Origin of the sequence: Sorangium sp. So ce185 (genome assembly GCF_051526825.1) — a bacterium.
GTDB lineage: Bacteria > Myxococcota_A > Polyangia > Polyangiales > Polyangiaceae > Sorangium > Sorangium cellulosum_D.
In genome coordinates, this window is the sequence record NZ_CP150316.1 from 5,230,480 (window position 1) to 5,244,427 (window position 13,948).

Annotated in this window: 13 protein-coding genes; 10 read left to right on the forward strand and 3 right to left on the reverse strand. The window is 71.3% G+C overall.

The annotated features are described in order from the left end of the window. Positions 1-25: 25 nt before the first annotated feature. From WMF26_RS19215 to WMF26_RS19235, 5 genes are all read left to right on the forward strand, one after another. Positions 26-1,360 carry a hypothetical protein gene (locus tag WMF26_RS19215; RefSeq protein WP_438001496.1) on the forward strand — a complete coding sequence of 445 codons (1,335 nt, stop codon included), beginning with the start codon at positions 26-28 and terminating at the stop codon, positions 1,358-1,360. Positions 1,361-1,531: 171 nt separating this feature from the next. Next, positions 1,532-2,509 (forward strand): fumarylacetoacetate hydrolase family protein, encoded by a 978-nt coding sequence (locus tag WMF26_RS19220; protein ID WP_438001497.1) that lies wholly within the window; start codon positions 1,532-1,534, stop codon positions 2,507-2,509. Further along, the gene (locus WMF26_RS19225) at positions 2,506-3,660 is read left to right on the forward strand and encodes a 4-hydroxyphenylpyruvate dioxygenase family protein (RefSeq protein WP_438001498.1); all 1,155 of its coding nucleotides are present in this window, start codon (positions 2,506-2,508) and stop codon (positions 3,658-3,660) included. Before WMF26_RS19220 ends, WMF26_RS19225 begins: the two co-directional genes overlap by 4 nt. Continuing rightward, a complete protein-coding gene (locus WMF26_RS19230; protein ID WP_438001499.1) occupies positions 3,660-4,820 on the forward strand; it encodes a homogentisate 1,2-dioxygenase in 1,161 nt (386 codons plus the stop codon). Before WMF26_RS19225 ends, WMF26_RS19230 begins: the two co-directional genes overlap by 1 nt. A gap of 206 nt (positions 4,821-5,026) precedes the next feature. Then, positions 5,027-6,184, forward strand: a complete 1,158-nt coding sequence (locus tag WMF26_RS19235; RefSeq protein WP_438001500.1) for a PAS domain-containing protein — start codon at positions 5,027-5,029, stop codon at positions 6,182-6,184. Between the two features lie 36 nt (positions 6,185-6,220). Here the strand turns inward: WMF26_RS19235 and WMF26_RS19240 are convergent, their stop codons facing one another. After that, positions 6,221-7,132 carry a LysR family transcriptional regulator gene (locus WMF26_RS19240; protein ID WP_438001501.1) on the reverse strand — a complete coding sequence of 304 codons (912 nt, stop codon included), beginning with the start codon at positions 7,130-7,132 and terminating at the stop codon, positions 6,221-6,223. 129 nt (positions 7,133-7,261) lie between these two features. Here WMF26_RS19240 and WMF26_RS19245 point away from each other — a divergent pair, with 129 nt between their 5' ends. Then, on the forward strand, positions 7,262-7,954 hold the full coding sequence (locus WMF26_RS19245) for an O-methyltransferase (protein WP_438001502.1): 693 nt from the start codon (positions 7,262-7,264) through the stop codon (positions 7,952-7,954). 71 nt (positions 7,955-8,025) lie between these two features. Here WMF26_RS19245 and WMF26_RS19250 read toward each other — a convergent pair whose 3' ends face one another. Next, positions 8,026-9,048: a zinc-dependent alcohol dehydrogenase family protein gene (locus tag WMF26_RS19250; protein ID WP_438001503.1), complete on the reverse strand. Its 1,023-nt coding sequence runs from the start codon at positions 9,046-9,048 to the stop codon at positions 8,026-8,028. A gap of 96 nt (positions 9,049-9,144) precedes the next feature. Here WMF26_RS19250 and WMF26_RS19255 point away from each other — a divergent pair, with 96 nt between their 5' ends. Further along, positions 9,145-10,083 (forward strand): LysR family transcriptional regulator, encoded by a 939-nt coding sequence (locus WMF26_RS19255; protein WP_438001504.1) that lies wholly within the window; start codon positions 9,145-9,147, stop codon positions 10,081-10,083. Between the two features lie 143 nt (positions 10,084-10,226). Further along, entirely contained in the window at positions 10,227-11,153 is a 927-nt protein-coding gene (locus tag WMF26_RS19260; RefSeq protein WP_438001505.1) for a peptidoglycan-binding protein, read from the forward strand. Positions 11,154-11,193: 40 nt separating this feature from the next. Here WMF26_RS19260 and WMF26_RS19265 read toward each other — a convergent pair whose 3' ends face one another. Beyond that, positions 11,194-12,054, reverse strand: coding sequence for an NAD(P)H-binding protein (locus WMF26_RS19265; protein WP_437338515.1), 861 nt, complete (start codon positions 12,052-12,054; stop codon positions 11,194-11,196). A gap of 166 nt (positions 12,055-12,220) precedes the next feature. Here WMF26_RS19265 and WMF26_RS19270 point away from each other — a divergent pair, with 166 nt between their 5' ends. Further along, a complete protein-coding gene (locus WMF26_RS19270; protein ID WP_438001506.1) occupies positions 12,221-13,168 on the forward strand; it encodes a LysR family transcriptional regulator in 948 nt (315 codons plus the stop codon). Then, positions 13,165-13,749 (forward strand): histidine phosphatase family protein, encoded by a 585-nt coding sequence (locus WMF26_RS19275; RefSeq protein WP_438001507.1) that lies wholly within the window; start codon positions 13,165-13,167, stop codon positions 13,747-13,749. Before WMF26_RS19270 ends, WMF26_RS19275 begins: the two co-directional genes overlap by 4 nt. Positions 13,750-13,948: the final 199 nt, after the last annotated feature.

Sequence of the window (13,948 nt, forward strand, 5' to 3'; positions counted from 1 at the left end):
GCTGAGACCACAACACGGAGAACGCATGAGCACACTGACGAGATCGTCGATACGCCGGGGCGAACTTGGCGCAGGTATCTTGGCCGTCATCCTCAGCATCACTTCCTTCCATCGCTCGGCACGGGCACAGGCGCAGCCCGAAGCGCCGCCGGCGCCCACCGGCGAAGACCCGCCGATCGCGGCTCCCGCGACCGAGCCCGCGAGCCCCCCTGAAGACGCGAGCGCGTCGCGAGCGCCGTCCGCCGAAGCCCACGCCGGCGCGCCAGCACCGCAGGGCGCTGCCGGGCCCAGCCCAGCTCCGCCGGCGCCACCGGCGGAGAAGGAGCCATGGAAGCTGCCGCTCAGCGTCGCGGCCTGGGCCCGCGTCGGAGGCCGCCTACAGAACCCCAGCGCGCGCGAGAAGATGGATCGGCTGCTCGGGGACGGAGAGCTGGATCTATCGTTTTCGGGCGAGATCAACCGGTTCATCGGGGTGCAGGGCGCGATCGTCGCCCAGTTCGGGCCGACCCCGACCGGGGGCAACATCGCGGGCAGCGCGACCCTCCGTGACGCCATCGCCAAGGTCAAGTTTCACGATCTGCTGAACGTCTGGATCGGTCGAATGATCGTGCCCTCGGATCGCTCCGCCTTCTCCGGGCCGTGGTCGATGGGGCCGTGGAACTATCCCGGGTTCTTCGAGCCCTATGCGCCGCCGATCGGGCCGAGGCAGGGGCCTTTCGGACGCAACGACGGGGTGACCGCCTGGGGCAAGGTAGCGGGCGGCCTGTTCAAGTATTACGTGGGCGCGTTCAACCTGCATGACTCCTCGGTGAGCCCGCTCTACACGGCGAGGCTCAACCTGAGCTTGCTCGACCCGGAGCCAGCCTATTACCAGAAGTCTACGTACCTCGGAGAGAAGGACATCCTCGCGCTCGGCGTCGCGGGCGAAGTGCAGAGGGAAGGTTCCGTCGAATCGTTGCCGCCCCCTGCGGCGGGTATGCCCCCAGGCACCCCGCGCACGGACACCTATGCCGAGCTCAACGCCGACCTCCTGTTCGAAAAGAACCTCCCCGCGGCGGGTACGATCACGCTCGAAGGCGCATTTTACAAGTACTTTGGCGAATTCGAGAGGTTCGATTTTTCCTATTTCGCGCTCGCGAGCTACCTCACGGCGAGCGAGGTCGGCGTCGGGAAGCTGCAGCCTCTCGTCCGACTGCAACAAGCGAAGCCGAAGAACGCCGACCCCTACCTGCTCATCGATGCCCAGATGGGCTACATCATCGAAGGGCACGCTGCGCGCGTGGCGCTCGGCTATCAAAGGAGCGATCTGTCCGGGGCGAAGGGGAATGCCCTGTTCCTCGGCGTCCAACTGCAAAAGTGATCCCCTGAACGATGGGAGCGCCGTGGTCGCGATCCGCTTGCCGCCCGCGCAGCGGGGCGAGGCGCCCGGACGCGCGCGAGCGCGGCGCGCATAGGTGAGTATGCCTATGCCGCGCGCCAGAAGGATCGGATACGAAGTCATCGCAGTCGCCTCCGAGGAGCTCGCCCCCGCATGAAGCTCGCCTCTCTCCGCGGCCCCGGCCGCGACGGCACGCTCATCGTCGTCCGCCGCGACGGCCTCGCCTACGCGCCGGCCGGCGCCGCCTTTCCCACGCTCCAGGCCGCGCTCGATGACTGGGAGCGCGCCGAGCCGGCGCTGCGCCGCATCGCCGACGACATCGAGCGCGGCGGCGCGGCCGTGGCCCCGCTCGCCGTGGAAGAGCTCGCCGCGCCCTTGCCCCGCGCGTACGAGTGGATCGACGGGTCGGCGTACATCCACCACATCGAGCTCGTGCGTAAGGCGCGCGGCGCCGAGCCTCCGGAGACGCTCACGACCGATCCGCTCGTGTACCAGGGCGGCTCCGGCGTGCTCCTCGGGCCGACCGACGACATCGTCCTGCGCGACGAGGCCTGGGGCCTCGATTTCGAGGCCGAGGTCTGCGCCGTCCTCGGCGACACCCCGCAGGGCACGCGCCGCGACGAGGCCCACCGGCACATCCGCCTGTTCCTCCTGGCCAACGACGTGACGCTGCGCAACCTCGTGCCCGCCGAGCTCGCCAAGGGCTTCGGGTTCTTCTGCTCGAAGCCGGCGACGGCGTTCTCCCCGTTCGCGATCACGCCGGACGAGCTCGGCGACGCGTTTTGCGACGGGCGCGTCCACCTGCGGCTGCGCTCCACGTACAACGGCGCGCTCGTCGGCGACCCCGAGGCCGGCCCGGAGATGCACTTCTCGTTCTTCGACCTCATCGAGCACATCGCCAGGACCCGCAGCTTCACGGCCGGGACCCTGCTCGGCAGCGGCACCGTCTCGAACCGGGATCCGGCGCGCGGCGTGTCGTGCCTTGCGGAGAAGCGCATGCTCGAGATCCTCGCGCACGGGGCGGCGAGGACGCCCTTCATGAAGCCAGGAGACACGATCATGATCGAGATGCTGAATCGCTCGGGAGAGAGCCTGTTCGGGCGCATCGCGCAGCGGGTGGTGGCCGGATGAGCGCCAAGGTGGAGTCGATCGGCATCAAGCGGGTAGAGGCCCTGCACTACTACGTGCGCGACCTGGAGCGGAGCCGCAGGTTCTACACGGAGAAGCTCGACTTCCAGGAGATCGCCGCGAGCTCGCCGGAGCTGAGCGCGGCGGCGGCGCAGCAGTCGATCGTGTTCCAGGCCGGCGAGTGCGTCATCGTCTGCTCGCAGCCGATCGGCGAGGGCGGGCGGGCGTGGCGCTACCTGCGCAAGCACCCCGACGGGGTGGGCACGATCATCTTCGAGGTGGAGGATATCGACCGCGCCTTCCGGCTGCTCGACCGCCGCGGGGGCACGCCGATCGACGAGATCCACCGGGCGACGGACGCGGGCGGATCGTTCGCGTCGTTCTCGATCACGAGCCCGTTCGGCGACACCACCTTCCGCTTCGTGGAGCGGCGCGGCTACCGGGCGCTGTTCCCCGGCTGCGTGGCCTACGACGCGCCCCGCGGCGGCGAGAACCGGTTCGGGATCGCCCGGTTCGATCACATCACGTCGAACTTCCAGACGATGGCGCCCGCCCTGCTCTGGATGGAGCACGTGCTCGGGCTCGAGCCGTTCTGGAAGATCGAGTTTCACACGAACGACGTCGGGACGGGCGCCGCTCACGGCTCGGGCCTGCGCTCCGCCGTGATGTGGGACCCTGCCTCGGGCGTGAAGTTCGCCAACAACGAGCCTTACCGGCCCTACTTCAAGAGCTCGCAGATCAACGTCTTCAACGAGGAGCACCGCGGCGACGGGGTGCAGCACGTGGCGCTCGACGTGGACGACCTCCTCACGGCCGTGCGCGGGATGCGCGGGCGAGGGGTGGAGTTCATGCCGACCCCGGCCGCCTACTACGACCTCATGCCCGAGCGCCTGCAGCGGCTCGGCGTCGGGCGGATCGACGAGGACGTGGCGGCGCTGCGGGAGCTCGAGGTGCTCGTCGACGGCGACGGCGCGCGATCCTATCTCCTCCAGATCTTCCTCAAGGAGTCGTCGGGCACGCACCGCGACCCCGACGCGGGGCCGTTCTTCTTCGAGCTCATCCAGCGAAAGGGGGATCGCGGCTTCGGCGCCGGCAACTTCCGGGCGCTGTTCGAGAGCATCGAGCGGCAACAGAGCGCGCAAGGGAGCGGCTGATGCTCGACCGCGTCGCCGTCGGGACGGTCCCCCGCAAGCACCACATCGCCCTCCGGAGCGAGGCGGGGGAGCTCCGCTACGAGGAGTGCCTGACGCGGGCGGGCTTCGACGGCCCCTATACGATCGCCTACCACGAGCGGCGGCCGCACGAGCACCGGCTCGCGCGGGCCGAGCACGGCTTCGCGCTGCCGGTCGCCGCGCCGCCGCGTCCGCTCGCGAAGCGGCACTACAGGACGCACGATCTGCCGCGGCGGGCCGGGCCCGCGATCGACTGCCGCGTGCCGCTCCTCTTCAACGACGACGTGGTGATCGGGGTGGCCCAGCCGGACGCCGCCGATCCGGTGTACTTCGCGAACGCCGACGCCGACGAGCTGTTCTTCATCTTCCGCGGGAGCGGGCTCCTGCGCACGGTGCTCGGCGATCTCCGCTTCGAGCAGGACGACTACGTCGTCGTCCCGAAGGGGCTCTTCTACCGCTTCCTCCCCGACGAAGCGCCCCAGCGATGGCTCGCGATCGAGGCCGCGGATATCCACCTCCCGCGCCAGTGGCGCAACGAGGTCGGCCAGCTGCGGATGGACGCGCCCTACGCCCACCGCGATTTCCGGCGGCCCACGTTCGTCGGCCCGCTCGACGAGGGCATTCGCTCCCTGGTCGTGAAGCGCGGCGGCGCGTTCCACGGCTTCGCCTGCGAGCGCTCGCCGCTCGACGTCGTCGGCTGGGACGGGGCGGTGTACCCGTTCGCGTTCCCGATCGAGCGCTTCCAGGCGCGCGTCGGGCTCGTGCACCTGCCGCCGGACTGGCACGGCACGTTCGCGGCGCGGGGCGCCCTCATCTGCAGCTTCGTGCCGCGCCCCATCGACTTCCACCCGGAGGCGATCCCCTGTCCCTATCCCCACTCGTCCGTCGACTGCGATGAATTCCTGTTCTACTGCCGCGGCGACTTCACCTCGCGCCGCGGCGTCGGCCCGGGCAGCATCTCGCACCACCCGGCCGGCGTCCCGCACGGGCCGCACCCCGGCGCGTACGAGGCGAGCCTCGGGAGCCGCGCGACGAGCGAGCTCGCGGTCATGCTCGATACGACCCGCCCGCTCGCGGCCACCCCGGCCGCGCTCGACGTCGAGGACCCGGGCTACCAGGACAGCTTCATCGCGGGCCGATGATGCGGTCCGGATGTCGAGCGCCATCGTCGTAGGGCGCAGCAGATGTGGCCCGAGGTGTGCTGTCGCCGCGTCATCGAGGTCTACCTTGCAGACGCGGAGCAAGAACCGTTCGGCGCGTGGACGAACCCTCTCGACGGGTGATGAACGTTCAAGATAAATCTTCATGCATGCAGGGTTCCGCCGGATCGCAGGCAGACGTCGAGTCCATGAAGCTTGCGAGCAAGCGCGCGCGGCTCCTCGAGCGGGCGCCGCTGGCCATCGTCGAGTACGGCTGCGATCTCACGATCGAGGACTGGAACCAGGCGGCCGAGCGATTGCTCGGCTACACGCGGGAGGAGGCGGTCGGCCGGCGTGTGGATGAGTTGTTGCCCGTGCGCGGTGATCCCAGCGCATGGCGGCGGCTCCTCGGAGAGGACGGGGCGGCGCCCCGCGTGTGGTCCCACGCCCGGAAGGGCGGGGACCTGGCCGTCTTCGAGTGGAGTCACGAGCGCCTCCTCGACGAGCGGGGGGAGGTGAGCGGCATCGGGGTCTTCGGTCAATGCGTGACGGAGCGGGCCGAGCAACTCCGCGTTCTCAAGGAGAAGGAGCACATCCTTCACACGGTCACGCAGACCCTGCCGGTCGTCGTCTGGGCCGTCGATCGCGACGGGGTGTTCACGTTCCACGAGGGCAAGGCGGCCACGTCCGCGGGGCTCGATCAGGGACAGTTCGTCGGCAAGAGCGTGTTCGAGCTCTTTGCGGATCATCCACAGAATGCCATGCTGCGGCGGGCGCTCGCGGGCGAGGCCGGCCATTCGACGCTCTCGACGTACGGGGTGTCGTGGGAGAACTGGCAGATCCCGGTCCGTGACGCGCGCGGCGAGATCTACGGGGTCCTCGGCTTGACGCTCGACGTCACCGACGCGAGGAAAACGGAGGAGGAGCTCCGGAACAGGCTGGAGCTCATCGAGCGCCAGCAGCAGGTCATCCGCGATCTGTCGACGCCCATCATCCAGGTCTGGGACGGCGTGCTGACCTTGCCCATGATCGGCATTCTGGACAGCGCGAGGACCGCAGAGGTGATGGACTCCCTGCTCGAGGCGATCGTGCGTACGAGCGCGCGTTACGCCATCCTCGACCTCACCGGCGTCGAGATGGTGGACACGAAGACCGCGGCCTACCTGATCCAGCTCGTCGGCGCCATCCGGCTCCTGGGCGCGGAGGGCATCATCACGGGCATCCGCTCGAACGTCGCACAGACCGTCGTGGCGCTCGGGCTCGATCTGACCGGCACGACCACCTTGGGGAACCTCCGGGCGGCGCTCCAGCACTGCATCCGGCAGATGAGCAAGGAGCAGGCAGCGAGCGCGCAGCAGCGGCGGTGAGGTGTTCACCCGCGAGCCATCCGTGGATGGCGTGGCTTACGCCCCGAGCTCCGCGATCGACCGGCAGACGCGGCGGAGCCGGTCGCGCAACCACCGGTGCGCGGGGTCGGCATCGAAGCGGGGGTGCCACGCCTGCGCGATGGTGATGCCCGGCGTGGTCACGGGCAGCGGGAAGGTGACGAGATCGAAGCGCGGGGCGGCGTGCGCGAGCCACTTCGACGGGAACGCACCGACGAGGTCGGAGCTGGCGAGGAGGCACAGCGCCGCATAATGGCCTGACGCCACGGCCGCGGTGGTCCGGGCGAGCCCTTTCTTCTTGAGGGCGTCGTCGATGGGGCCCCAGATCTTCCCCTGCCTGGAGACCCCGAGGTGGGCGTGCTCGACGAACCGCTCCAGCGTCACCTTGCCGGACGCGAGCGGGCTGCCGCGGCGCACCACGCCCACGAAGCGGTCCCTGGCGAGCGCCTGCACGCGGATCTCCGGGCCCATCTCGCCGATGATGCCGACGTCGAGATCGATCCGGCCCTCCCGGAGCGCGGCCACGTCCTCGTCGCCCTCGGGGAGGAAGCGGACCGTGACGCCCGGCGCCTCGGCCCTCAGGGCGTCGAGCAGCGGGGCGCCGACGAGCCCGAGCATGCCGTCGCTGGTCCGCACCGCGAAGCTGCGGGTGAGCGCGGCGACGTCGACCGCGCCCCGCTCTCGCAGGACCGCGCTGGCCGAGGCGACCACCGCGCGCACGCGCGGGCGCAGCTCCGCGGCCCGCGGCGTCGGCACGAGCCGCCGGCCGGCACGCACGAGGATCGGGTCGCCCACGGCCTCGCGGACGCGCGCGAGCGTGCGGCTCATGGCCGAGGGGCTGAGGTGCATCCGCCGCGCGGCGAGGAGGACGCTCTCCTCCTCGAGGAGCACGTCGAGCGCGACGAGCAGGTTCAGATCCATGGAGTGCATGGGACGCAACGATACCTTACCGTACGTGCACTGGAAGCCATGTCTCCTCGGGCGCACCTTCCGTGTCGGACAGGGCAGCCGCGAGGGCAGCAGCGCCGTCGCCGTGAGCCCCGGAGGAGAATCGCCATCATGAGCACCACGCTCGATTCGCCGCGCGTTCAAAGCATCCTCGACCGCCTCTTCCAGGACGCCGACAGCGGCGATCCGCGCATCATCGCCCGCGTGCGCGGCGACTGGGAGCGCCGCGGGCCGAGCCCGGACGCCGAGAGGCTCGCCCAGATGTTCGCCGACGCGTATCTGCCGGTCTCGCGCGAGGTCGGCCGGCTGCTGCACCTCCTCGCCTTCGCGGGGAGGGCGCGCACGGTGGTGGAGTTCGGCACGTCGTTCGGGATCTCGACGCTGTTCCTGGCCGCGGCCGTCCGCGATGGGGGCGGCGGGCGGGTGATCGGCAGCGAGATGCACCCGGAGAAGGTGCGACGGGCGCGGAACAACCTCGATGAGAGCGGGCTCGGCGATCTCGTCGAGATCCGCGAGGGGGACGCGCTGGTGACGCTCCGGGACGTGGAGGGGCCGGTCGATTTCGTCCTGCTGGACGGCTGGAAGAACCTCTATCTGCCGGTGCTCCGGATGCTCGAGCCCCGCCTGCGGATGGGCGCGCTCATCGTCGCCGACGACCTCGACCTCGCGCCCGACGACCTGCGGCCTTATCTCGAGTACGTGCGCGGCGCGGGCAGCGGCTACGGATCGGTGGAGGTCCCGCTGGGGGACAGGCTGGAGGTCTCCTGCTGGCACGGCCGCGACGGCGGCGAAGGCGGGGCGTGACAGCGAGCCTGCCCCTCGCGCGAGGGCGACCGGCGTGATCCGGCGCGCGAGGGGCTCGTGTCCGCTGCGCTTCAGTCGAGCCGGATGACGACCTTGCCGAAGTGCTTGCCCGCGGCGAGCTTGGCGAGCGCGTCGCTCGCCCGCTCGAGCGGGAAGACCTCGTCGATCACGGGGCGGATCGCGTGCGCCTCGAGCGTCGCCGTGAGATCGACGAACGACTGGCGCGAGCCGACGATGACGCCCTCGACGCGGATCGCCCGGAACAGGATCGGCATCGGATCGATCTGGCTGCCGACCCCGGTGAGCAGCCCGATGAGGCTCACGACGCCGCCGGCCTTCACCGCCTGCAGCGAGCGCGGGAGCGTGCCGGCGCCGCCGACCTCGATCAGCCGATCTACCCCCTCGCCGCCGGTCAGGCGCAGCACCTCCTCGTGCCACTCCGGCTGCTGCCGGTAGTCGATCGTGTCGGTGACGCCGAGCGCGCGCAGGCGGTCGATCTTCGCCGCGCTGGACGACGTGGCGATGACCCGAAGCCCCGCGGCGCGCGCGAGCTGCGCGGCGAAGAGCGACACGCCGCCGGTCCCCTGGACGAGGACGGTGGCGCCCGGCGCGGGGCGCGGCCACGACTCGAAGAGCGCGGACCACGCGGTCACGGCAGCGCACGGGAGCGTCGCCGCCTCGTCGAAGCCGAGGTGCGCGGGCGCGGGGAGGAGCCCGTCCTCGGCGAAGACCACGAGCTCGGCGAGGACGCCGTCGTTCTGGCCGGCGCCGAGCTGCGCGGCGCGGTACGCCTGGCGGAACGGCCCCGACGCCCACGTCGGGAAGTACGTCGAGACGACCCGATCCCCGGTCTTCCAGCGGCGCACGCCGGCGCCGACCTCGACGACCTCGCCCGCGGCGTCCGCGAGGGGGATGAGGTCGTCCTTGCGCTCGCCGTGATACAGGCCGCGCGCGACCATGAGGTCACGGTAGTTGATCGACGCGGCGCGGATGCGCACGAGCACCTGTCCCGGACCGGGCCTGGGCGCGGGGCGCTCGGCGAGCGTCCATGCGTCGGCTTCGGAGGCGTTCTTTCGAATGATGACAGCTTTCATGGCGTGTCCTCCCTGGACACCCCATCCGTAGATCCATTCCGCCGGGCGCAGTAGTCCGCGCGAGGGAACGTCACCTGTGCTATTTCGGCACAGATCATGATCTCGCTAGCCGCGATCGAGCTGCTCGTCGCCACCGTCGAGACCGGGAGCTTCTCTCGCGCGGCGCGCCGGCTCGGCGTCACGCCCTCGGCGGTGAGCCGTCGCGTGATGCGCCTCGAGCGGGAGCTCGGCGTGGCGCTCCTTTCGCGCACGACGCGGTCGCTCCGCCTGACCGACGACGGGCAGGCCTTCTATGCGCGCTGCGTGCGCATCGTCGAGGAGATCGGGGAGGCGACCGAGGCGATCGCGCGCGCCAGCACGAAGCCGGTGGGGCTCCTGCGCGTCGACGCGCCGGTGACGCTCGGACGGGAGGTGATCGCGCCGAGCCTGCCGCGCTTCTCGGCGCGCTATCCAGACGTCCGGGTCCACCTGACGCTGCGCGATCAGCACGTCGACCCCGTGGCCGAGGGGCTCGACCTGCTCGTGCGCATCGGCCAGCTCGGCGACTCGAGCCTGGTGGCGCGCCGGCTCGGCGCGAGCCGCATCGTCCACTGCGCGGCGCCGTCGTACATCGCGCGGCGCGGCGCGCCACAGGCGCCGGCCGATCTCGCGCGCCACGACTGCGTCGGGTACCTGCGCGATGGGCGGCCGGATCCGTTTCGCTTCCCGACCGGGGACGGGGATGCCGTGCTCGATGTGCCCATCTCCGGGCCGTTCCACGCGAACGACGCGGATGTCCTGAAGCGCCTCGCGCTCGCGGGGAGCGGGATCGTGGCGATGTTCGATTTCCTCGTGAAGGACGCGCTGGCCGAGGGGACGCTCGTGACCGTGCTGGAGGAAGCTCGGACGATGAGCTGGCCGATTCACGCGCTCTACCCGAAGAATCGGCATTTGCTGCCGAAGGTACGGGTGTTTGTCGAATACCTCGCGGAGGTCTTCGCGCCGTCGGGGGCGCGGCGCGGGGGAGAGCGCCGGCGCGGCGCGCGGCGTGGGTGAGACGCTCGTCGATGGCTCTGGTCTGGCGTCTTGGACGGCGCTCCGGGCAACCTCGGCATGGACCTTCGTGCCGAGATCGCGGTACGTTTTCCCTGGGGCGCGCGATCCGCGTCCGTCACGCGAAGCGGCGGGGAGGTTGCACGATGAGCGATGTATTGACGACGGCCCAGGCGATCGAGGCAGCGAGATACAATGACGCCCGCGCGCTCGACCTGCTGGTCATGCTGCGGGGCTTCTTCGGCGTCGACCAGCAGGAGAGCAAGCGCACCTACACCGAGGCGCTCGTGCAGCGCATCGCATGGTTCCAGCGGCGCTTCGACCTCTCCGTCGACGGCAAGATCGGACCGACGACGCACCCGCTCATCCTCGAACAGATGGGCGCCGCCGACGCGGGCCCGCTCTGGCCAGCCGAGGACGCGCCGCCGGAGGCCCGGCTCACGCACTACACGATGCTGTGCAAGCTGGTGGGGCACGATCCCGCGGGATCGAGGACGACCCTGCTCGGCCTGCGCGGCGTCCGCCTCTTCGGCCTGCGCACGCATACCGTGAGGAGCCGGAGCGAGTACGACGACGCGTTCGTGCTGCTGAGCTTCCAGGGCGACGAGAAGGTGTACGAGTTCCGCGGCGCGACGCACCCGTACCAGACGAGCTCGATGGCCTCTCCGGACTTCGACGGCGATCGCCGTCCCGACGTCGGGATGCTGAGGCCGGGGCACTATCATGTCGAGGCCCTGTCCGACCTCTACAAGGGTCACCCGGCGCTCGCGGTCCTCCGCTCCTCGGGAGCGAACCGCGGGCGGCTCCCCGCATACCGCGACACAAACCACGACGGGCTCTTCGACGAGGCCGAGATGCGCGCGTCCGAGACGGCCACTTCCGGAGGGCAGGTGTCGGAGGGGATGGGGGCGTGGATGGATCAGGTGCTCTTCCATCCGGGCCTCGGATTCAGCTCGATCGGTTGTCAGACCGCGCGTCCCGAGGACATCAGGAAGCTCCACGCGCTGGGGAAGTTCGAGTACCTGCTCGTCAATGCGGTGGACGTGCTCGCCCTCATGAAGCAGAGGCGATGAAGGAGCCCCGGGGCTGACAGGCGAGTCGCGCCCCGTGCCCTCAGCGTGACAGGCGCGCCGCCAGGTAGTGACGCATGGACATCGGCGCTCGGCCGAGCAGGCGCTCCAGCGTCGGATCCACGGCGGCGAACTCGCGCTCCCGGCTCGCCGCGAACAGGCCCAGGAGCAAGTCCGCCCGTTCTTCGGGGACGCCGTGAGACACCATGTCCGCTCGGAACGCTCGATCGCTGACGGTCACCCGCGTGATCGAGCGCCCGAGGAGCTCCGAGGCGATCGCGGCGATCTCCGCGAGGTCGAGGGCGGGGGAGGCGGTGAGCGGCGGGGTCGACCCCTCGAGGCGCGCCTCGTCCGTCAGCGCGATCGCCGCCGCGTCGGCCAGGTCGCCGTGCTCGGTCCACGAGACCGGGCCGTCCTCTGGCGCGACGAGCTTGCCGGTCTCGAGCGCCCGCTCGAGGAGCATGAGCGCGGACGCGGCATAGAACCCGTTGCGGAGCGAGGTGAAAGCGACCCCCGACCCCTGCAGCAAGGCCTCGGTGGCTGCGTGGTCGCGCATCGGCGCGAAGCGGGACGCCGGGTTCGAGCCCATGTGGCTCGTGTAGAGGACGCGGCGGGCGCCCGCCGCGCGCGCCGCCTCGATCGCGGCTCCATGCTGGCGCACCGCGGCCTCGCCTGCGCTGTCGACGGAGACGATCAGGACGTGCGACGCGCCCTCGAAGGCGTGGCGCAGGCTCGCGGGGTCCTCGAAGGTCGCCCGACGCACGCGGACGCCGCGCGCGGCGAGCGCGCTGGCCTGCTCCGGGTTGCGCACGCTGACGCCGAGCCGAGCGGCGGGCACGCGCTGAAGGAGCCGCTCCGTGATGGCTCGGCCGAGCTGACCGTTGGCTCCAGTGACGATGATCATGACAACCTCCTGCCGCGTCGGGCGCAGCGACCGTGCGCGATCGTCCCGGGGACCACGCGGCTCTCCATGCGCCGCGCGGCCCGTGACGGTGGCGCTCTTGACGGGGTCGAACCTAGCGCCCGCCGCCGGAGCGCATTAGTGTGCTCGGAGGGAAGGAACTGTTGCCGTGGACGCACAGATCGATCTGGACCTCAACGACGCCGCGCTCCTCGTGCGGGTCGTCCGGGCGCGCAGCTTCTCGGCCGCCGCCCGCGAGCGCGGGGTGCCGGTCTCCACGGTGAGCCGGCGCATCGCGCGGCTCGAGTCCGCGCTCGGCGTCCGGCTCCTCGAGCGAACGACGCGGCGGCTGCGGCTCACCGACGCCGGGCGCGCGTACTTCGGCCACGCCGAGCGGGCGATCGACGACCTCGCGCAAGGCACGCACCACGTCCGCGAGCTCCAGAGCGAGCCGCGCGGGCGCGTGCGGATCGTGGCGCCCGTCCCCCTCGGCGCCGCGGTGGCGAGCGCCGTCTGCACCTACCTCGCGAAGCATCCCCGCGTGTCGGTCGACCTCGAGATCGACTCGCGGCGTGTCGATCTCCTCGCCGGGAGCTTCGATATCGCGATCGTCCCGGGCAAGGTGGACGACACCACCGACTTCGTGGCGCGAGAGCTGTGGCGGGCGACGCGGAAGCTGCTGTACGCGAGCCCGCGCTACCTCGAGGCGCGGGGCGTTCCCCAGCGGGTCGAGGACCTCGCGCGCCACGATTGCATCGCGCTGCACGCGACCGAGGGGATGGCCACGTGGACGCTCGGGCAAGGGCGCCGGAGGCGGCGCTTCGCCTTCGAGCCCCGCTTCTATGTGAGCGAGTCCTCCGCCGCCTACCGCGCGACGCTCGCGGGCATCGGCATCGCGCTGCTTCCGGAGGTGTTCTGCGCCGAGGACGTGGCGGCGAAGCGCCTCGTCCGCGTCCTCAAGGGCCACGAGGCCGAGGCCGGGGGCGTCAGCCTCGTCTATCGCGCGCATCGAGCCCTGACGGCCGCCGTCCGGACCTGCGTCGACCATCTCCTCGGGGAGCTGCCGGCGACCGACCCGGCGCGCGCCGGCCGCGGCCGCCGCGAGGACCGACGTTGAGCGCGCGCATCATCCTGGTTCGGCACGGCCGCTCGGCGCACGTCCACACCGGCTGGATCGACGCCGCCGGGTTCCAGCGCTGGCGCGACGCCTACGACGCCGCGGGCCTTTTGCCCGGGGAAAGCCCGCCGCCGGCGCTCCGGGCCCTGGCGACGCAGGCGGGCGCGGTGGTGGCGAGCGATCTGCCGCGCGCCCGCGCCTCGGCCGAGCTGCTCCTCCCCGGCGGCGAGATCGCCACGTCGGCGCTGCTGCGCGAGCTGGAGCAGCCGGCGCCGCCGCTGGGCAACGCGCGGGCGCCGCTCGCGGTCTGGGCGCTCGCGATCGGCCTCCGGAAGGCCTATGGGGCGCTCCGCGCCGAGCCGCCGCCCGCGGCGCAGCAGCGCCAGGCCGCCGAGGCGGCCGAGTGGTTGATCGGGCTCGCGGCCCAGCGCGGCAGCGTGCTCGCGGTCACCCACGGCTGGCTGCGCGAGGTGCTCGCGCAGGCGCTGGTCGATCGCGGGTGGAGGCGCGAGCACATGTCGGGGCGCTACGCCCACTGGAGCGCGTGGACGCTGACCGACGGGCGTCGATCGGGATCGTGATTGCCCGCCTGGTGGGCTTGCTGCGACCAGCGAGCTGAAACTGCCTGAGAGCGCAGAGCTTCGAACCGCCAAGGCGCCAAGGACGCCAAGAAAAAGACAATATCTTGGTGTTCTTGGCGCGCCTTGGCGGTTTACTTCTCGTCGATTCCTCGCCGGGGCGTAGCCTTGGCGCTCACACGACGCGGGGGCGCGGCGTCTC

Excerpts from the sequence above, each read along its gene's own strand:
- WMF26_RS19240 (WP_438001501.1), bottom strand. The coding sequence starts at position 7,132 with ATGCACTCCATGGATCTGAACCTGCTCGTCGCGCTCGACGTGCTCCTC.
- WMF26_RS19255 (WP_438001504.1), top strand. The coding sequence starts at position 9,145 with ATGATCTCGCTAGCCGCGATCGAGCTGCTCGTCGCCACCGTCGAGACC.
- WMF26_RS19265 (WP_437338515.1), bottom strand. The coding sequence starts at position 12,054 with ATGATCATCGTCACTGGAGCCAACGGTCAGCTCGGCCGAGCCATCACG.
- WMF26_RS19215 (WP_438001496.1), top strand. The coding sequence starts at position 26 with ATGAGCACACTGACGAGATCGTCGATACGCCGGGGCGAACTTGGCGCA.
- WMF26_RS19250 (WP_438001503.1), bottom strand. The coding sequence starts at position 9,048 with ATGAAAGCTGTCATCATTCGAAAGAACGCCTCCGAAGCCGACGCATGG.
- WMF26_RS19225 (WP_438001498.1), top strand. The coding sequence starts at position 2,506 with ATGAGCGCCAAGGTGGAGTCGATCGGCATCAAGCGGGTAGAGGCCCTG.
- WMF26_RS19230 (WP_438001499.1), top strand. The coding sequence starts at position 3,660 with ATGCTCGACCGCGTCGCCGTCGGGACGGTCCCCCGCAAGCACCACATC.
- WMF26_RS19220 (WP_438001497.1), top strand. The coding sequence starts at position 1,532 with ATGAAGCTCGCCTCTCTCCGCGGCCCCGGCCGCGACGGCACGCTCATC.
- WMF26_RS19245 (WP_438001502.1), top strand. The coding sequence starts at position 7,262 with ATGAGCACCACGCTCGATTCGCCGCGCGTTCAAAGCATCCTCGACCGC.
- WMF26_RS19235 (WP_438001500.1), top strand. The coding sequence starts at position 5,027 with ATGAAGCTTGCGAGCAAGCGCGCGCGGCTCCTCGAGCGGGCGCCGCTG.
- WMF26_RS19260 (WP_438001505.1), top strand. The coding sequence starts at position 10,227 with ATGAGCGATGTATTGACGACGGCCCAGGCGATCGAGGCAGCGAGATAC.